This window comes from Pseudoalteromonas sp. 13-15 (assembly GCF_001468205.2).
In the GTDB taxonomy this organism is placed as follows: Bacteria; Pseudomonadota; Gammaproteobacteria; order Enterobacterales; family Alteromonadaceae; genus Pseudoalteromonas; species Pseudoalteromonas marina.
Genome location: NZ_CP019162.1, coordinates 836,075 through 854,851, shown reverse-complemented (window position 1 = coordinate 854,851; position 18,777 = coordinate 836,075). Strand labels below are relative to the sequence as shown.

Genomic DNA, 18,777 nt, shown 5'->3' with positions numbered 1-18,777 from the left:
GCTAAAAAGTAGTTAACACGTAAGTGTGTCATTGTTGTTTTTTGTGCAGCGCTACAGAAACTTTACTTACTGGCGTTTTGTTAAGCGCATTAGTAATGGCCCAACCTGCATCAACAAGCCTTTGTAAATCAATTCCATGGTTTATGCCAAGGCCATCAAGTAAGTAAACGACATCTTCAGTGGCAACATTTCCTGACGCGCCTTTAGCATAAGGGCACCCACCAAGGCCGGCAACTGCTGCGTCAACCGTTGATATTCCTAGGCTTAGCGCTGCGTAAATATTTGTGAGCGCTTGCCCGTAGGTATCATGAAAATGCACTGCAAGCCGGTTGCTGTCTATGTGCATTAAAAGTAATTCTATGAGTTGAGTTACTTTTTTTGCAGTACCTACGCCAATCGTGTCTCCAAGGCTTACTTCGTAACAGCCTAAATCTAATAGCTTTTGTGTTACATCAAGCACAGCCTTAGCGTCTATGTCTCCTTCGTAAGGACAGCCAAGTACACAACTTACGTAACCACGAACACGAATATTATGCTCTTTTGCAAAGTTCATAACTTCACTGAAGCGTGTGATACTTTCGTCAACTGAGCAGTTGATGTTTTTTTTACAGAAAGACTCGCTTGCGGCGGTAAAAATTGCAAACTCTTTAATACCAGCGTCATGGGCCGCGTGCGCACCTTTCAAGTTTGGTGTCAGCGCGCTTAAGTTAATATTTGGTAAGTTAAGTGCGTTAATAACATATGCCGAATCTGCCATTTGTGGCACCCATTTAGGGGATACAAACGCACCTGCTTCTATATCTTTTAAACCGGCTTGTGCAAGGGCATTAATCAGTGAGATTTTATCCTGAGTATTTACCAAACTCTCGCTTTGTAGGCCGTCACGCGCACCCACCTCAACAATACGAACCGAATCAGGAAATGCGCTCATCAGACACCTTCCTGCTGTGTGGTATATTCAACAATGGCGAGTAGGGCACCGTGAGATACCAATTCACCTTCACCAAAACAATAGCTTTGTAAAATGCCATCGTGTGGCGCATTGAGGGTGTATTCCATTTTCATAGCTTCAATGATCACAACAGGATCGCCTTTGCTAATCGTACTGCCAACCGTAACCAAGTGTTTAACCACGGTGCCATTGAGTGGCGCTGCTAGTGGCAATGCATCACTTTCATGTGAACTTATATAATGTTTATTAATGAGTTCAAGGTTAATTTGTAGTGCTTTATTCATAACCGTAATGGTGTCATTACAATGTGAGACATGCGCAATATGCTTATTGCCATCAATAAATACAGTACAAACGCCTTTAATGACTGTCCCTTGAAGATTAAATACCGTGTTGTTATGGGTAATGTTGAACCCTTCAGATGTTTTAATCGCACTCAGCTGTAAATCTTTAAAAGGCACTTTAATGATGCGTGGAGAATTTAAGTTAAATCCGGTAAGTTGCTGCCATGGGCTACCATTGTGTTGCTGAGCTTGCTCATTATTCAAAGAGCATAAGTACGCAAATGCACCTATGAGTTCACTAGATTGTAAAAGCGCACTATCAACAGTAACTAAAGAGTCGCCTTGCTCTGCAATAAAGTGTGTACTTGGTGCGCCCTGGTTAAAGGTAGGGTGATGAGCTAAGTTACTTAAAAAGCCAATGTTGGTACTAAAACCCGCTAAATGAAATTCACCAAGTGCTTGGCGTAAACGCCCTAATGCTTGCTCGCGGTTATCATCATGTACTATAAGCTTTGCAATCATTGGGTCGTAATAGGGGCTGATTTCATCGCCTTGTGCAATGCCGGTATCTATTCGTACAAACTCACTATTAAGCGGAGTATTTAACGATTCGATTACGCCTGAACAAGGAATAAAATCGTTACTTGGATCCTCTGCGTAAATTCGCGCTTCAAAGCTGTGGCCTTGTAGTTGTATGTCAGATTGCGTTAAAGGCAAAGTGTGCCCAGCTGCTATATTAATTTGCCAATTGACTAAATCTACACCGGTTACCATTTCGGTTACTGGGTGTTCTACTTGTAGGCGTGTGTTCATTTCCATAAAGAAAAACTCATCGCCACACAGTAAAAACTCAACAGTACCTGCACCACGGTAATTTATAGCCAAAGCACAACGTACTGCGGCTTCGCCCATTTCTTTTCGTAATGTGTCACTTAAACCCGGTGCTGGCGCTTCTTCAATTACTTTTTGATGACGACGTTGTAAAGAGCAATCTCTATCACCTAAATAAACACAGTTACCGTGATTATCTGCAAACACCTGTACTTCAACATGGCGAGGCTGGTTAACATAGCGCTCTAGCAGTACTAAGTCATTACCAAAGCCTGCTATTGCTTCACGCTGTGCGCCCTCAAGTGCAGTTATAAAATCTTTAGCTTGCTCAACAACGCGCATACCTTTACCACCGCCCCCAAAAGCCGCTTTAATCAGTACGGGATAGCCAATTTTTTCGGCCTCAGATTGTAAAAAGGCAGGGTCTTGATTATCACCATAATAGCCTGGCACTAACGGTACATTTGCTTCAGCCATTATTTCTTTAGCGCGGGTTTTAGATCCCATGGCTTCTATGCTGCTTGCAAGTGGGCCAATAAACGCAATGTTGTTAGCTTCACAGGCTTTAGCAAACTCGCTGTTTTCAGATAAAAAACCATACCCTGGGTGAATACAATCTGCGCCGCTATTTTTGGCTACTTGTAAAATTTTATCGGTCACAAGGTACGAGTCTTTACTCGGAGCAGGCCCAATATGATAAGCCTCATCAGCCATTTTTACATGTTGTGCGTGCTTATCGGCGTCAGAATAAACGGCTACAGTCGTTAACCCCATTTGCTTTGCACTGCGCATGATACGGCACGCAATTTCACCTCGGTTGGCAATGAGTATCTTTTTTAAAGTGTGTGTGTTCATAATTAATCCTACAGTTGCCAAGCGGGTGGGCGTTTATCAAAAAAAGCACTAAGCCCTTCTTGGCCTTCATCAGATACACGAATCTTTGCAATCCGTTCGGCCGTAAGCTCAATAATTTGTTCACTAATAGGCTTGTTTGCCACATCATTAATTAAAGCTTTAGCGGCTTTGACTGCAACAGGGCCGTTATCAATCAGTGTTTGCAACATGTTATCAAGCGCGCAGTCTAAATTGCCGGTTACTTGATGAACTAATCCAAGTTGTTTGGCTGTGTGGGCATCAAACACCTCAGCAGTTAAAAAATATCTGCGAGCAGCACGCTCACCTATGGCTTTAATTACATACGGGCTAATTACCGCAGGAATAAGCCCAAGTTTCACCTCACTTAAGCAAAACTGAGCATCATCTTTACACAGTGCAATATCGCAACAGGCAATTAAGCCTAGCGCACCACCAAATGCAGCGCCTTGAACAGCACACACGGTTGGGTGAGGGCTGGTGGCTAAAACCTGCATTAGTTTTGCAAGTTGCATAGAGTCGGCCAGGTTATCGGCGTAATTGTTATCAGCCATGGATTTCATCCAGGCTAAATCTGCTCCGGCTGAAAAGTGTTTGCCTTCTGTTTTTAACACCAGCGCTTTTATATCAAGCGTATTTGCATGTTCAATGCATTGAATTAATTCGTGAATTACTTCGCTATTAAATGCGTTTCTTTTTTCAGGGCGGCTTAAAACAAGTACAGCCACATTAGATTTTGTTATTTGTAGTGTTACTGACATTTACTGCGCTCCGGTTACATTCTAAATACGCCAAATTGAGAATCTTGCGCTGGTGCATTTTTAGCAGCACTTAAGGCAAGTCCTAATACGTTACGTGTGTCGGCTGGGTCAATAATACCGTCGTCCCACAAACGCGCGCTGGCATAATATGGGTGGCCTTGCTCTTCGTATTGCTCAATGATTGGCTTTTTAAACTCGCTAATTTGCTCATCGGTCATACTTTGGCCTTTTCGCGCTAAGCCGTCTTGCTTAACTTGGGCCATTACCCCTGCGGCTTGCTCGCCGCCCATGACTGAAATACGGGCATTAGGCCACATCCACATCATGGTGGGTTCAAATGCGCGGCCACACATACCGTAGTTACCAGCGCCATAAGAGCCGCCAATAAGTACCGTAAATTTAGGCACATCCGCACACGAAACCGCCATCACCATTTTTGCGCCGTGTTTTGCAATGCCTTCGGCTTCGTATTTTTTACCTACCATAAAGCCGGTAATATTTTGTAAAAAAACCAGTGGAATATTGCGTTGTGCACACAGTTGAATAAAGTGTGCGCCTTTTTGAGCAGACTCGCTGAATAAAATGCCGTTATTAGCCACTATGCCAACAGGGTTACCGTAAATGCTTGCAAAACCGGTTACCAACGTTTCACCAAAGTAGCGTTTAAATTCATCAAATGATGAATCATCAACTGTTCGGGCAATGACTTCTCGTACGTCAAATGGCTTTTTAAGGTCGGTACCCACTATGCCGTAAAGTTCGCTTATATCGTACCGAGGCGCTTTTATATCTTTTAATAACGGTGCAGTAGGGCGTGTGTAATTAATGCGCTCAATACATTGGCGTGCAATAGACAGCGCATGCTCGTCGTTTTCAGCAAAATGATCAGCTACCCCTGATGTTTTACAATGAACATCAGCACCACCAAGCTCTTCAGCCGTTACTTCTTCACCTGTTGCCGCTTTTACAAGCGGGGGGCCTGCTAAAAATATGGTGCCTTGTTCTTTTACTATTATGCTTTCATCTGCCATAGCCGGTACATAAGCACCGCCAGCAGTACATAGCCCCATGACCACAGCAATTTGAGGAATACCTTTACCCGACATTCGAGCTTGATTGTAAAAAATACGGCCAAAATGTAATTTATCGGGAAATACATCATCTTGCTCAGGTAGGTTAGCACCGCCAGAATCAACCAAATAAATACAAGGTAAATGGCATCGCTCTGCAATGTCCTGTGCTCGCAAATGTTTTTTAACAGTAAGCGGAAAGTAGGTGCCGCCTTTAACCGTGGCATCGTTTGCAATGATCATGCATTCAATGCCTTTTACACGGCCAATACCAGCTACGACACCTGCGCACGGGATAGCTTGCTCATAGACGCCAAATGCAGCGAATTGAGAAATTTCTAAAAATGGTGAACCTTCGTCAATTAGCGTACTAATACGATCGCGTACAAATAATTTACCGCGACCTTCGTGACGCTCTTTTAAAGCAGTACCACCACCTAAGCTTATCGTGGCAACTTTATCGCGTAAATCATCCACTAGCGCCGACATGTTTTTATGATTTTGCACAAAAGTAGGATCGTGTGGATTAACGCTCGATTTTAAAATCGTCATAATCTAATCCTTAGCGGCTTTCAGTGAAAAGTTCGCGACCAATTAGCATGCGGCGAATTTCAGACGTGCCGGCGCCAATTTCGTATAGTTTAGCGTCACGTAGTAGTCGACCCGTAGCGTATTCGTTTATGTAGCCGTTTCCACCCAGTATTTGAATCGCATCCAGTGCCATTTTGGTTGCCAATTCGGCGGCATATAAAATGGCGCCAGCAGCATCTTTACGTGTGGTTTCACCGCGGTCACAGGCTTTAGCTACCGTGTAAACGTATGAGCGGGCAGCGTTCATTTGTGTGTACATGTCGGCAACCTTGCCTTGAATAAGCTGAAATTGCCCAATTGGGGTATCAAATTGCTTACGCTCATGAATGTAAGGCACAACAATATCCATACATGCTTGCATAATGCCAAGGGGGCCTGCTGCCAATACAACACGTTCGTAATCTAGGCCGCTCATAAGTACTTTTACGCCTTCGTTTAAGTTACCTAGAATGTTTTCTTCAGGCACTTCACAGTTTTCAAATACTAACTCACAGGTGTTTGATCCGCGCATACCAAGTTTGTCGAGCTTTTGTGCGGTTGAAAAACCAGGAAACGTCTTCTCTACTATAAATGCAGTGATCCCTTTAGCACCGGCGTTTAAATCTGTTTTAGCGTAAATAACCAGTGTGTCTGCATCCGGGCCATTGGTGATCCACATTTTATTACCGTTCAAAATATACTTATCGCCTTTTTTCTCAGCTTTAAGTTTCATCGATACCACGTCAGAGCCTGCATTAGGCTCACTCATAGCAAGCGCACCAATGTGTTCACCGCTGATAAGTTTTGGTAGGTATTTTTCTTTTTGTGCTTGTGAACCATTCCGGTTGATTTGATTAACACACAGGTTTGAATGCGCACCGTAGCTCAAGCCAATAGACGCACTTGCGCGGCTAATTTCTTCCATTGCTATAACATGCTCTAAATAGCCTAAGCCCGCACCACCAAACTCTTCAGGAACGGTCATGCCTAACACGCCCATTTCGCCCATTTGCGGCCAAAGTTGATTTGGAAATGTATTGTCAATGTCGGTTTGTTCAGCTAGTGGCGCAATTTCTTGGCTTGAAAAACTATTTACATGGTCGCGGATCATATCGGCGGTTTCGCCAAGACCAAAGTTCATCTCTTTATAAAGTGAAATAGTGCTCATGATTCATTCCTGTGTGAGTGTGTGTTATCAGTGTGTTTTTATTTTAAAAATAAACTACTCGTCTATTTTATTCAGTGTGTCTCTACAGCGTCGTTCCGCAGTAACCAGTTCCATTAGGACAACTTTAATATCGTCCATTTGCTGCGAAAGGTCGGCTTTTTTCTCTGAAATCAGATCTAGCATAGTGACTAGTTGTTTAGCGCTTGATTTATCAGCGTCATACAGTTCAAACAAACGGCCCGTTTCGGCAAGCGTAAAGCCTAGGCGTTTACCCCGTAAAATGAGTTTTAAGCGCACTTTGTCGCGCTTTGAGTAAATACGTGTTTGCCCATTACGCTCAGGTGATAAAAGCCCTTGGTCTTCATAAAAGCGTATAGAGCGAGTTGTAATGTCAAACTCTTTAGCTAAATCGCTAATGCTAAAAGTTTGTTCATTACTGGTCGGTATAGTGGCGGAACTTGCAAAGTTTGTTTGATTATCTGGTTTCATAATTGTAATTACCTCATTCGAATAACTCCAATATAAGTGAAGTTTACGTAAAGGTAAAGTACTGGCTGGTGTGAAATAAATATAAGCGAAGTGGTTTGCAGTATTTGTAATTTAAATTATTTAATTACAATGACTTAATTTTAACTTAGATTGTAAGAGCCAAAGGTGGCAAAGAAACCTTACAGATAAGAAAGTATAATTTTAACGGTTTTTAGTTGACGTTAGCGTAAACGTTAGTATTGTGTATGGTTATTAAATAATAATTTAAAACACAATTAATAGAGTAAATATTCTAACAACTATTTACCCTTAAATACAATGGAGTTAGCTATGTCTTTAGAATCAGTGGTAATTGTAGCAGCAAAACGTACGCCTATGGGTGGCTTTATGGGCGGGCTAAGCGATGCTCAGTCTACTGAATTAGGTGCAACGGCTATTAAAAGTGCATTAGCGCAAACTGGTTTAAAAACCGATGCAATTGACGAAGTAATTATGGGCTGTGTACTCCCTGCTGGTTTAGGTCAAGCGCCAGCTCGTCAAGCCATGTTAAAAGCAGGGCTAGCTTTAAGCACGGGTGCTACCACCATTAATAAAGTATGTGGTTCAGGTTTAAAAGCCGCCATGCTTGCTAACGATTTAATTAAAGCAGGCTCTATAGAAACAGCGATTGCTGGTGGCATGGAAAGTATGACCAACGCCCCTTACTTTATTCCAAAAGCGCGTGGCGGAATGCGAATGGGCCATGGCGAAATCAAAGATCACATGATGAGTGATGGCCTTGAAGATGCATACGACAATAAAGCTATGGGTTGTTTTGCACAAGATACCGCCGACGAATATGGCATTGGCCGTGAGCAAATGGATAATTTTGCACTTGGCTCATTAAGCAAAGCGAATGCCGCAATTGCAAACGGCAGCTTTGAAAACGAAATAGCACCGCACACAATTCAAACACGAAAAGGCGATGTAACGGTATCGGTTGATGAGCAACCAGGTAATGCACGCCCAGAAAAAATCCCAAGTTTACGTGCAGCCTTTAAAAAAGACGGCACTATAACAGCTGCTAACTCATCATCTATTTCGGATGGTGGCGCAGCCCTCGTTTTAATGACTGAGTCAAAAGCAAAAGCACACGGTTTAACACCCCTTTGTAAAATTGTAGCGCACAGCACACATTCTCAAAAACCGAGCGAATTTACGGTAGCACCAGTAGGTGCAATGAACAATGTGCTCGAAAAAGCCGGTTGGACAACAACTGATGTAGACCTTTGGGAAATTAACGAAGCTTTTGCCATGGTAACAATGCTTGCAATAAAAGAGCTTAAGCTTGATGAAAGCAAAGTAAATGTTAACGGTGGGGCATGTGCACTTGGCCATCCAATTGGTGCCAGTGGCGCACGTATTTTGGTTACGCTTATTCACGCTCTTAAAAACCGAGGCCTTAAAAAAGGCGTTGCTTCTTTATGTATTGGTGGCGGTGAAGCCGTTGCAATGGCAGTAGAAGCTTACTAAGTACCAATCACATTAAAAATACGCAGCAACATAACAATAATAAAGCTGCGTTATTTTTAAAACTAACACACTAATACAATAGGATTTAACCATGCACCAAGTTCCACTATTAATAGATGGCGAATTTATTCAATCGGCTTCAAAAGAATTAATCGATGTTATAAACCCAGCAAACCAAGAAGTATTAGCTCAGGTTCCGTGTACCACCGATGCAGAAATGGATGCGGCAATTGCTTCAGCCTCTGAAACATTTAAAACATGGAAAGATGTGCCAATTACTGAGCGTGCCCGCATTATGATGAAATATGCGGCGCTTTTAAAAGAACACCATGATGAACTAGCCACTATTATTTGCCACGAACTAGGTAAAACCTTTGAAGATGCTAAAGGTGATGTATGGCGAGGTATTGAAGTTGTCGAACAAGCAGCTAATGCACCTTCGCTGATGATGGGCGAAACAATGGAAAATGTAGCGCGCAAAATCGATACTTATTCATACATGCAGCCATTGGGTGTGTGTGCAGGTGTTACGCCGTTTAACTTTCCGGCAATGATCCCACTTTGGATGTTTCCGCTGGCAATAGTATGTGGTAACACATTTATATTAAAACCTTCAGAGCAAGATCCACTAACGCCAATGCGTTTAGCTGAGCTATTTATTGAAGCGGGTGCACCTAAAGGCGTTCTGCAAATTGTACATGGTACAAAACCGCAGGTAGACCGGTTATTAGAAGATAAAGCCGTTCGTGCTATTTCGTTTGTAGGCTCGTGTGGTGTAGGTGCCTATATTTATTCAAAAGGCACACAAAACCTTAAGCGTGTTCAAGCCTGTGTAGGTGCAAAAAACCATATGGTAATTATGCCAGATGCGAGTAAATCGCATGTTGTAAATAACCTTGTTGGTGCATCTGTTGGTGCCGCAGGGCAGCGTTGTATGGGTATTTCGGTAGCTGTATTTGTTGGTCAAGCAAGTGAATGGGTAGATGAAATAAAAGCAGGCTTTGAAAAAGTACGCCCAGGTTTATGGGATGACAAAGACGCAGCCTACGGCCCACAAACGTCAAAAGCAGCAAAAGAGCGAATTTTATCGCTTATTGCAAGCGGTAAAAAACAAGGCGCGACCTGTTTAATAGATGGCTCTGACTTTACTGTAGAAGGTTACGAGCAAGGTAACTGGGTTGGCCCAACTTTATTTACCGACGTTACAAAAGAAATGGACTTATACAAAGAAGAGATTTTTGGTCCTGTTTTGGCTTGTATGTTTGTAGACACATTAGAAGAAGCTATCGCCTTAATTAACGAAAGCCCTTACGGTAATGGCACCTCGCTATTTACTTCAAGCGGTGCAGTTGCACGTAAATTCCAACACGAAATAGAAGTAGGCCAAGTAGGTATTAATGTTCCTATTCCTGTGCCACTGCCGTTCTTCTCATTTACGGGGTGGAAAGGCTCTTTTTATGGCGATACTCATACGTATGGTAAGCAAGGTATTCGTTTTTACACCGAAACCAAAACCATTACCTCACGTTGGTTTGAAGACGATATAGCGTCAGGCCCAAACATGAGCATTAACTTAAAATAATTAATAAACACACACAAAAAATAATAACAAAGACGGGCGCGAAGGTTTTTCATACACATAAATATGCCTTCGCCGCTCTTCACTCATAATCCCAATACGGGAAAACCGACAACACACAACTAAAGAGGTCTATTATGGACTTTAACTTATCAGAAGACCAACAAGCCTTTGCACAAACTGCTCGCCAATTTGCCGAGTCAGAGCTTGCACCTCACGCGGCTAAATGGGATCGCGAACATATTTTTCCTAAAGATACGATAAAAGCAGCCGGTGAGTTAGGCTTTTGTGGTTTATACACACCAGAGGACGCGGGCGGCCTTGGTTTATCACGTTTAGACTCAAGCATTATTTTTGAACAACTTGCACTAGGGTGTACGGCAACCACTGCCATGCTCACTATTCATAATATGGCTACCTGGATGGTTGCAAGTTTTGGAACAGACGCAATAAAAGATCAATATGTAGACCAATTAGTTATGGGTGAGTTATTAGCATCATACTGCTTAACCGAGCCTGGTTCTGGTTCAGATGCAGCTTCACTTAAAACAAAAGCAGTACGCGATGGCGACGAATACGTTATTAACGGTTCTAAAATGTTTATATCGGGCGCAGGCGAAACCGAAGTGCTAGTGGTCATGGCGCGTACTGGTGGCGAAGGCGCTGCGGGTATTTCTGCGTTTGTTGTACCGGCCGATGCAAAAGGCGTTGAATACGGTAAAGCAGAAGAAAAAATGGGGTGGAATGCACAGCCTACACGACTAATAAGCTTTGAGGACGTTCGTATTCCTGCACATAACTTACTTGGAGCAGAAGGCGAAGGTTTTAAGTTTGCAATGCAAGGGCTAGATGGTGGGCGCATTAATATTGCCACCTGTTCAATTGGAACCGCACAAGCGGCCTTAAATACAGCACGTGAATACCTCAAAGAGCGCTCACAATTTGGTAAACCGCTGGCTGCGTTTCAGGCTTTGCAATTTAAAATTGCTGATATGAACACAGAGCTTGTAGCGGCGCGCCAAATGGTAAGGCTCGCGGCATTTAAACTTGATACTGGCGACAGCGAAAAAACCACTTATTGTGCTATGGCCAAACGCTTTGCAACCGATGTTGGTTTTACAGTGTGTAATGAAGCACTTCAAATACATGGTGGTTATGGTTACATAAAAGAATACCCATTAGAGCGCCATGTACGTGACGTGCGCGTTCATCAAATACTTGAAGGCACAAATGAAATAATGCGTGTGATTATTGCGCGTCGAATTTTAGCTGAATCAGCAAGCGAAATATTATAAGGAGCACGGTATGTCTGAATCAAAACCAAGCATTGAGTTAACAACCGAAGGCCATGTTGCTATTTTAACGATGTCTAACCCGCCAGCGAATACCTGGACAAAAGACACTTTAATTGATTTAAAAAATAAAGTTAACGCGCTTAATAACAATAAAAACATTTATGCCTTAGTGCTAACGGGTGAAGGCGATAAGTTTTTTAGCGCAGGCGCCGACCTTAATGTATTTGCCAGTGGCGATAAAGGTATTGCTGCAGACATGTCGCGTGTATTTGGCGAAGCGTTTGAAGCATTAACTAATTTTAGAGGCGTGTCGGTTGCTGCCATTAATGGCTATGCGATGGGCGGCGGTTTAGAGGTTGCTTTAGCGTGTGATATACGCATAGCTGAACAACAAGCGCAAATGGCACTCCCTGAGGCAAAAGTCGGTTTATTGCCGTGTGCAGGTGGCACGCAAAATTTAGCATGGTTAGTGGGCGAAGGCTGGGCTAAACGCATGATTTTGTGCGGCGAGCGCTTAAAAGCTGATAAAGCACTACACATTGGTTTAGTCGAAGAGGTTGTTGGCCAAGGTGAGAGTTTTGCTGCTGCGCTTAATCTTGCAAACCAAGTAAGCGAGCAAAGCCCTAGCTCGGTTGCGGCATGTAAAACATTGATTCAAAAAGGGCGCCACCAACCCATGGCGAGCGTTTTACCATTAGAGCGCGAACTATTTGTTGGTTTATTTGATACTAATGATCAAAAAGAAGGCGTAAATGCCTTTTTAGAAAAACGCAAAGCAAAATGGGTAAATGGCTAATGAGTGATTTAACCTTATTAAATAAAGCGGATGATTCAGTACTTTTTGAGACGGCAACCGCAGCCAACGGCCGTTTAATTGGGCTTATTACACTGAACGCACCTAAATCGTTAAATGCGCTTAATTTTAACATGATCAAATTGCTTACTCCTCAACTAAAGGCATGGGCAAACGACGATGCCATCGCAATGATTATTTTAAAAGGGGCAGGAGAAAAAGCGTTTTGTGCTGGTGGCGATGTAGTAAGTCTTCATCATGCAATGGCACAAGGTGAACCAACAAGCTTAGTTGAAGAGTTTTTTACCCAAGAATATAAGCTCGATTACCTTATACATACCTACGTTAAACCTATTCTTGTTTGGGGAAACGGGATTGTAATGGGAGGCGGTTTAGGGCTAATGGCTGGCGCAAGCCACCGTGTTGTTACCGAAACCTCACGTATTGCAATGCCAGAACAAACAATAGGTTTATACCCCGATGTAGGCGGCAGCTATTTTTTGCATAAAATGCCCAAAAGTGTTGGCTTGTTTTTAGGGTTAACGTCAGCGTCTATTAATTGCGACGATGCCTGTTTTGTATCACTTGCTGATCACTTTATTGACAGCGGTAAATACAACGACATGCTAAACACTATTTTAGCTACAAGCTGGAGTAAGAGTGCAAGCGAAAACCACACGGTGCTAACTAATTTACTAAATGAGTTAAACGCGCAGTCTGACGATATGCCAATAGGAAACGTTAGCGCTAATTTAAAAACAATTCAAACACTAGGTAGTGTTGGCTCATTGCAAGAGCAAGTAGATTACTTATTAAATTTAAACACTGATGATAAGTGGTTGCAACGTGCGCAAAAATCGTTAAAACATGGGTGCCCACTCAGCTGTGCATTGGTCAGTGAGCAGCTTAAAGCAAGTGAAGGTAAAACCCTTTTAGACTGCTTTAAAATGGAACTAAGCATGTCGGTAAGAGCCGGTGAAGTAGGTGAGTTCCAAGAAGGCGTTAGAGCACTGTTAATCGATAAAGACGGCGCTCCCAATTGGCAATACCCAACACTCCATGATGTGCCAAGTAGCGTAGTTAATAGCTTTTTTGATAATCGTTACGGCACTAGTCACCCACTTGATGACCTAGACACGGCAACACAAAAATAAAGGAAAGACGATGACTAAACTTAACATTGGTTTTATCGGATTAGGAAACATGGGCGGCCCTATGGCGGCAAATTTAGTAAAAGCGGGGCACACAGTCACTGTTTTTGATTTAAACCAGTCGGTCGTAAATGAGCTGGCTAGCCAGGGGGCTAAAGCGGGCGTTGATGCAGCGCAATGTGCCACCAATGCCGACGTTCTGATCAGCATGTTACCTGCAGGCAAGCATGTTAAATCGCTATACTTAGGTAATAACGATAACAATGGACTAATTGAGGTTTTAAGCAAAAATACCTTAGTGATTGACTGCTCTACAATTGATGCCGAATCGGCACGCGTTGTAGGAAATGCACTTGACGAGCAAGGTATACGGTTTGTTGATGCACCGGTTTCAGGTGGTGTAGCCGGGGCAACGGCAGGAACGCTTACGTTTATCGTAGGTGGTGAACAAACCGCATTCGAAAAAGCAAATACTGTATTAGTAGATATGGGTAAAAACATATTTCATGCTGGCGATATTGGTGCAGGTCAAGTAGCAAAAATATGCAACAACATGCTGCTTAGCATATTAATGGCAGGCACAAGTGAAGCCATTCAAATGGGTATTAATAACGGGTTAGATCCAAAAGTGCTGAGCGATATTATGACTGCAAGCTCAGGTCGAAATTGGACATTAGAGTTATATAATCCGTGTCCAGATGTAATGGAGACAGCACCGGCTAGTAATAATTATAAGCCAGGTTTTATGGTTGACTTAATGGCAAAAGATTTAGGTCTTGCCATGGAAGCGGCTCAGCAAAGTAATTCATCAACGCCAATGGGTTCAATGGCAAAAAACTTGTACACTATGCTTCAGCATCAAGGTGCAGGCAGCGATGACTTTAGCGCCATATTTAAATTGTTTTCGAAGTAGGAGTAAACCGTGGAAATTAAAAATAATACGGTAGTAATCACAGGTGGGGCGCAAGGTTTAGGTTTCGCTATGGCGCAAAAGTTTGCAGCTATGGGCGCAAATATTGCACTTATTGACATGGCACAAGATTTATTAAACAACGCATGCGAGCATTTAAACCAGCTTGAAGGCGTAAAAGGTATAATTAAAGGCTACGCTGCTAATGTGACGGTTGAAAGTGAAGTAGAAAACGTATTTAGTACTATCAACAATGATTTTGGCCACATTAGTGTGCTTATTAACAACGCTGGTATTTTGCGTGACGGCATGTTCATAAAAGCTAAAGACGGAAAAGTGGTTAAAAAAATGTCGCTAGAGCAATTTCAATCAGTGATTGATGTTAATCTTACCGGCGTATTTTTAGCAGGGCGCGAAGCTGCAAGCCACATGATTGAATCAGGCAAAGGCGGCGTAATAGTAAATATGTCGAGCGTAGCGCGGGCAGGTAACATAGGCCAAACAAATTACGCGGCATCAAAAGCCGGTGTAGTGGCACTTACCACCACATGGGCTAAAGAACTTGGCCGTTTTGGTATACGCGTAGGCGCTATTGCACCAGGTGTAATAAGCACCGCCATGACCGACGCCATGAAGCCAGAAGCCAAACAACGTATGCTTGCGGTAACACCCGTAGGGCGCTTAGGTGAAAGCGACGAAATTGCCCATACCGCACAGTACATAATCGAAAACGACTTTTTCACCGGTCGTGTAGTAGAGATAGACGGCGGCATACGTTTATAACTTGTCAGCTCTAATTTAATTATTGAAAGCACAGCTCTTTGAGCTGTGCTTTTTTGTTTTAAATCGCACCATTATAATTTAATCATGGTTAGAAACAGGGTTTCATAAACGATATTCAAATAAAAAAAGATACTGTATATATAGACAGTAAATGGTATTTTATCCAATAACATTATTAAAATTCGTTTTGCTGTATTTTAACAACGATAATTTTATAACTTGCGTAATAACGTGTTTACATTGAAGTTATTTAGTGGAATTATTGAGCCATGTAATATATGCCGTTTTGGGGTTTTATAACCCCCCAAAGTGGTATTCAATAAGCTGTTACAAGGCATAAGGAAGTGTGGTGTTTGAAATAGGAAAAGAATACAAACGCAAACTTGATATACACGGCAAATATGGTGGTCAAGGTGGCGGCGGTATTTCAACCCCGAAAAATTTTCCAGTCGTTTTTATATTCACTTCTCAATCTGGAGAAGAACATGGATATAGAGATGAATATAGGAATGATGGGGTTTTCTGGTATACCGGCGAAGGCCAAACTGGCGACATGAAAATGGTAGTTGGTAATAAGGCTATTTGTGATCACAAAGAAAACAACAAAACAATTCACGTTTTTGAATCAACTAAAAAAAGTTATGTACGTTACTTAGGTACTGCTGAATGTCTAGGATTTCACGAAGAAGTTCGCCCAGACACAAATGGAGATGAAAGAAATGCATTCATCTTTCACCTTGATATAAACTCCATCGAAGCTGAAAACGAGATTAATGAACCAAGATCAGATTACGATTCTGGGAAAAAGAATGATGTCAAAACACTGAAGAATAAGAGCTTAAAAGAATTAAGGAAAGCCGCTTTACATAAAGCTCCTAGTAATTCAAAACCTAAAGAAAAAAGAGAGTCTGCTCATTATCGCTCTGAAGCTCTTAAACTTTATGTACTAGCTCGCTCAAAAGGAATTTGTGAAGGCTGTAATGCAGAGGCTCCGTTTAAAACAAGGAAAGGACCTTTCTTAGAGTGCCATCATGTGCATAGGCTGGCTGATGGCGGGCCTGATCATCCTAAAAACGTAGTAGCTCTTTGCCCCAATTGCCACCGTCGAGCACACTATGCTATCGACTCAACAGCGTACAATGAAAAGCTAAAGTTAGTAGCTTCATCGGCCGAAGAAAATGCCATGTAACAAGTCATTAAAGCAGGACAAATAACAGTTCGTTTTTGCTCGTGCCTCGCTAATTTTAACCAGCTATTTTATTGCGTCTGAATGAGGCTTTAGGTGTTTCAATGGATTTGAGAAAAGTTTTATTTATAGCGTTATTAGTAAGTAGTTTTTTTACCTACTCTATTGTCCCTAATGATGAATATTACAAATTAGCTGATACGCAAATATCTCAGTTGAGTTCCGAACTTAAAGAAATTGAATCAAGTTTAAAGTTAAACCCTAATAACGAAGTCGTAATTAAGCTTAAAAGTAATCTGGAAAAAGAGATTAAACTTATTAAGCAACGCGTTAAATTATTTAAAAAGTTAGAACGCTCTGGTTTAATTATGTACTCAAATAGTCAAAACTCTGAGCAGGAAACACCTAACAAATGAATTATGCTGTTCGTAAACTCACTGGGAATTTTACTCGCTGGCCTTCGGCCAAAGCGCTCCTAAAATCCCCATATTCAAAGCGTTATGTGTATCTATCTGGTATCGCAATATTAATCTCATAGGAAGGTTATGGATAAACCTAAAAGTATAAAACTCACAATTATTCTTATTATAATTAGCTGGCTTGCTAGTCTGATCTCGATCTTAATTATTACTAGTAAAGCGCCTGATTTAATGCCAAATACGGTAGCTAAATGCATCTCTTTTGCTGTTACTACTATTTTAATGCTGTGGCTTGCATACAAAATTAATAAAGGTAGAAATTGGGCAAGGGTAGTTTATTCCGTTTTAGTTTTAATAAGCTTAATCAGCACTTTTATAAATTTTCAGCAATTTTGGTTAATGCCATTTGAGTTTGTTTCTCTAAGTGCTATTACAAATCTTAGTCAATTAGGTGTTCTATTGCTTCTATTTACTAAAAACTCCAATATTTGGTTTAAAAACAGTTTTAGTGTTCAATACACATAAAAAGGCATCAAAGTAGGAAAATTTACAGTTGGCTGTTTTCACTGCGTTCAACATTTTAGCCAACTATAAATTTCCTCTTAATGAGGCGTTATATTTTTCTATGAATTTGAGAGCTACTAATAAATCAGCACTCCTTTTAGGGAGTATTCACGCAGTATTAGCTATTGCGGGTGGTGCCGTCGCTGAGTTTTATACATTGTCCGATGGCTTGGCTGTTTTTGGTATAATAGTATTAATTGCAATCATGATGATTTCAGGTTGGATTTGGGTTTTAGGTATGTTTAATATCTCTGATCAAATTGCTTCGGGTACACTTATAAAAAATCGGTTAAGTGACTTATTCAAAACAGCACAAAGGGGTTTGTTTTGGCTTTTAGGTTTTGGCGTCATCATGATAATTTTAAACATGTTTGCGGTGTAACCAAAGGGGTCTAACCAAAGGGGTCGGTCTAACCAAAGGGGTCAAATCTTGACTTCAGACATCAAAGAGCGAACTTTACGAGTATTGGTTAGCAAACAAAGACTGAAGACTCAGAAACTCATTCAATTTTAGCGGTTTATTACTTTTCAACACACGTTGATATTTAAAACAGTAACTTTAGGTTGTTGTTTTTTATGCCTACTATTTAGAACCAAAGGGGTCAAATCTTGACTTCAGACATCAAAGAGCGAACTTTACGAGTATTGGTTAGCAAACAAAGACTGAAGACTCAGAAACTCATTCAATTTTAGCGGTTTATTACTTTTAAACACACGTTGATATTTGAAACAGTAACTTTAGGTTGTTGTTTTTTATGCGTACTATTTAAGTTTATTTTAAGTTTGCTCAGTTATTGTAACTAACACTTAAATTCCAGAATCATTAAACCATTAATTTGACTTAGTAACTCATTAGTTTGTAACTCATTCTATGTTTCAGATCATCAAAGAGAAAATGACTAAAGGTTAGGCTGTAAACATGTACTTATACGCATAAGTGAGCTTTTAACTTTAATGCGTTTATTAGGAGGTGTTATGAATTTTAAAAATACAGATACTCATTACAATACACTTTCTGTTGCCTTACATTGGTTGATGTTTATTTTAATTGTCACTGTTTACGGCAGTATTGAACTTCGCGAATTATTTGATAAAGGCACCGAAACCCGTGATGCCTTTAAAATGTGGCACTTTATGTTGGGTTTATCTGTGCTAGCTTTAGTTAGTGTGAGGTTAGTTGCGCGTTTATTGGGTGGTGCAGCACCTGCTATACAACCTGAGCCTGCAAAATGGCAAAATAAGTTAGCTACATTTGTTCATATTGCGCTGTATGTGTTTATGTTTGCTATGCCTATAGTTGGTTGGCTAATTTTGAGTCTAGCAGGTAAACCCATCCCGTTTTTTGGTTTAGAGTTGCCTGCTTTGGCCGCTCAAAACAATGAACTTGCTAAAAGTATTAAAGAGATACATCAAACCGCAGGGGAAGTGGGGTATTACGTAATAGGTTTACATGCGGCTGCGGCTTTATTTCACCATTATGTTTTAGCTGATAATACGTTATCGCGAATGCGTTTGCCGAAATGCTATAAATAATAAAATGAACGGAGCTGAGCTTTAATTTTGCCTTTAATGTTTGGTGACTGATAT

General features: G+C 41.3%; 18 protein-coding genes. 12 read left to right on the top strand and 6 right to left on the bottom strand.

Annotated features, from left to right (window positions below):
* Window positions 1–28: 28 nt before the first annotated feature.
* Genes ATS72_RS04025 through ATS72_RS04000 form a run of 6 tightly spaced genes read right to left on the bottom strand, consistent with a single transcriptional unit; the run spans window position 29 to window position 6,998 of the window.
* On the bottom strand, window positions 29–931 hold the full coding sequence (locus tag ATS72_RS04025) for a hydroxymethylglutaryl-CoA lyase (protein ID WP_058428928.1): 903 nt from the start codon (window positions 929–931) through the stop codon (window positions 29–31).
* Entirely contained in the window at window positions 931–2,922 is a 1,992-nt protein-coding gene (locus ATS72_RS04020; RefSeq protein WP_058428927.1) for an acetyl/propionyl/methylcrotonyl-CoA carboxylase subunit alpha, read from the bottom strand. The genes ATS72_RS04025 and ATS72_RS04020 overlap by 1 nt, the downstream gene beginning before the upstream one ends.
* Window positions 2,923–2,930: 8 nt before the next feature.
* Complete coding sequence (locus ATS72_RS04015) at window positions 2,931–3,701, bottom strand: enoyl-CoA hydratase/isomerase family protein (RefSeq protein WP_058428926.1); 771 nt, start codon at window positions 3,699–3,701, stop codon at window positions 2,931–2,933.
* A 14-nt stretch (window positions 3,702–3,715) separates the two neighbouring features.
* Entirely contained in the window at window positions 3,716–5,323 is a 1,608-nt protein-coding gene (locus tag ATS72_RS04010) for a carboxyl transferase domain-containing protein (RefSeq protein ID WP_058428925.1), read from the bottom strand.
* Between the two features lie 10 nt (window positions 5,324–5,333).
* Complete coding sequence (locus tag ATS72_RS04005) at window positions 5,334–6,509, bottom strand: isovaleryl-CoA dehydrogenase (RefSeq protein ID WP_008131008.1); 1,176 nt, start codon at window positions 6,507–6,509, stop codon at window positions 5,334–5,336.
* 54 nt (window positions 6,510–6,563) lie between these two features.
* Window positions 6,564–6,998 (bottom strand): MerR family transcriptional regulator, encoded by a 435-nt coding sequence (locus ATS72_RS04000; protein WP_006794190.1) that lies wholly within the window; start codon window positions 6,996–6,998, stop codon window positions 6,564–6,566.
* 330 nt (window positions 6,999–7,328) lie between these two features.
* Here ATS72_RS04000 and ATS72_RS03995 point away from each other — a divergent pair, with 330 nt between their 5' ends.
* The 12 genes from ATS72_RS03995 (at window position 7,329) to ATS72_RS03940 (ending at window position 18,723) form a co-directional block, all read left to right on the top strand.
* Entirely contained in the window at window positions 7,329–8,510 is a 1,182-nt protein-coding gene (locus tag ATS72_RS03995) for a thiolase family protein (protein ID WP_058428924.1), read from the top strand.
* A gap of 91 nt (window positions 8,511–8,601) precedes the next feature.
* Entirely contained in the window at window positions 8,602–10,092 is a 1,491-nt protein-coding gene (locus ATS72_RS03990) for a CoA-acylating methylmalonate-semialdehyde dehydrogenase (protein ID WP_058428923.1), read from the top strand.
* 134 nt (window positions 10,093–10,226) lie between these two features.
* Window positions 10,227–11,384: an acyl-CoA dehydrogenase family protein gene (locus tag ATS72_RS03985; RefSeq protein WP_039036937.1), complete on the top strand. Its 1,158-nt coding sequence runs from the start codon at window positions 10,227–10,229 to the stop codon at window positions 11,382–11,384.
* Between the two features lie 10 nt (window positions 11,385–11,394).
* Window positions 11,395–12,180, top strand: a complete 786-nt coding sequence (locus ATS72_RS03980) for an enoyl-CoA hydratase (RefSeq protein ID WP_058428922.1) — start codon at window positions 11,395–11,397, stop codon at window positions 12,178–12,180.
* Window positions 12,180–13,331, top strand: a complete 1,152-nt coding sequence (locus ATS72_RS03975; RefSeq protein WP_058429175.1) for an enoyl-CoA hydratase/isomerase family protein — start codon at window positions 12,180–12,182, stop codon at window positions 13,329–13,331. Before ATS72_RS03980 ends, ATS72_RS03975 begins: the two co-directional genes overlap by 1 nt.
* 10 nt (window positions 13,332–13,341) lie before the next feature.
* Entirely contained in the window at window positions 13,342–14,241 is a 900-nt protein-coding gene (gene mmsB / locus ATS72_RS03970) for a 3-hydroxyisobutyrate dehydrogenase (protein WP_039036939.1), read from the top strand.
* Window positions 14,242–14,250: 9 nt separating this feature from the next.
* Entirely contained in the window at window positions 14,251–15,021 is a 771-nt protein-coding gene (locus ATS72_RS03965; RefSeq protein WP_058428921.1) for an SDR family oxidoreductase, read from the top strand.
* 349 nt (window positions 15,022–15,370) lie between these two features.
* A complete protein-coding gene (locus tag ATS72_RS03960; RefSeq protein WP_058428920.1) occupies window positions 15,371–16,210 on the top strand; it encodes an HNH endonuclease in 840 nt (279 codons plus the stop codon).
* A 101-nt stretch (window positions 16,211–16,311) separates the two neighbouring features.
* Window positions 16,312–16,623, top strand: a complete 312-nt coding sequence (locus ATS72_RS03955; RefSeq protein WP_058428919.1) for a hypothetical protein — start codon at window positions 16,312–16,314, stop codon at window positions 16,621–16,623.
* A gap of 129 nt (window positions 16,624–16,752) precedes the next feature.
* Window positions 16,753–17,151, top strand: coding sequence for a hypothetical protein (locus tag ATS72_RS03950; protein ID WP_058428918.1), 399 nt, complete (start codon window positions 16,753–16,755; stop codon window positions 17,149–17,151).
* A 28-nt stretch (window positions 17,152–17,179) separates the two neighbouring features.
* Window positions 17,180–17,572, top strand: coding sequence for a hypothetical protein (locus tag ATS72_RS03945; RefSeq protein WP_058428917.1), 393 nt, complete (start codon window positions 17,180–17,182; stop codon window positions 17,570–17,572).
* Between the two features lie 593 nt (window positions 17,573–18,165).
* Entirely contained in the window at window positions 18,166–18,723 is a 558-nt protein-coding gene (locus ATS72_RS03940) for a cytochrome b (protein ID WP_058428916.1), read from the top strand.
* The last annotated feature ends 54 nt before the right edge of the window (window positions 18,724–18,777 follow it).

Excerpts from the sequence above, each read along its gene's own strand:
- mmsB (WP_039036939.1), top strand. The coding sequence starts at position 13,342 with ATGACTAAACTTAACATTGGTTTTATCGGATTAGGAAACATGGGCGGC.
- ATS72_RS03990 (WP_058428923.1), top strand. The coding sequence starts at position 8,602 with ATGCACCAAGTTCCACTATTAATAGATGGCGAATTTATTCAATCGGCT.
- ATS72_RS04000 (WP_006794190.1), bottom strand. The coding sequence starts at position 6,998 with ATGAAACCAGATAATCAAACAAACTTTGCAAGTTCCGCCACTATACCG.
- ATS72_RS03980 (WP_058428922.1), top strand. The coding sequence starts at position 11,395 with ATGTCTGAATCAAAACCAAGCATTGAGTTAACAACCGAAGGCCATGTT.
- ATS72_RS03975 (WP_058429175.1), top strand. The coding sequence starts at position 12,180 with ATGAGTGATTTAACCTTATTAAATAAAGCGGATGATTCAGTACTTTTT.
- ATS72_RS04020 (WP_058428927.1), bottom strand. The coding sequence starts at position 2,922 with ATGAACACACACACTTTAAAAAAGATACTCATTGCCAACCGAGGTGAA.
- ATS72_RS03985 (WP_039036937.1), top strand. The coding sequence starts at position 10,227 with ATGGACTTTAACTTATCAGAAGACCAACAAGCCTTTGCACAAACTGCT.
- ATS72_RS04015 (WP_058428926.1), bottom strand. The coding sequence starts at position 3,701 with ATGTCAGTAACACTACAAATAACAAAATCTAATGTGGCTGTACTTGTT.
- ATS72_RS04005 (WP_008131008.1), bottom strand. The coding sequence starts at position 6,509 with ATGAGCACTATTTCACTTTATAAAGAGATGAACTTTGGTCTTGGCGAA.
- ATS72_RS03955 (WP_058428919.1), top strand. The coding sequence starts at position 16,312 with ATGGATTTGAGAAAAGTTTTATTTATAGCGTTATTAGTAAGTAGTTTT.
- ATS72_RS03940 (WP_058428916.1), top strand. The coding sequence starts at position 18,166 with ATGAATTTTAAAAATACAGATACTCATTACAATACACTTTCTGTTGCC.
- ATS72_RS03995 (WP_058428924.1), top strand. The coding sequence starts at position 7,329 with ATGTCTTTAGAATCAGTGGTAATTGTAGCAGCAAAACGTACGCCTATG.
- ATS72_RS04010 (WP_058428925.1), bottom strand. The coding sequence starts at position 5,323 with ATGACGATTTTAAAATCGAGCGTTAATCCACACGATCCTACTTTTGTG.
- ATS72_RS04025 (WP_058428928.1), bottom strand. The coding sequence starts at position 931 with ATGAGCGCATTTCCTGATTCGGTTCGTATTGTTGAGGTGGGTGCGCGT.
- ATS72_RS03950 (WP_058428918.1), top strand. The coding sequence starts at position 16,753 with ATGGATAAACCTAAAAGTATAAAACTCACAATTATTCTTATTATAATT.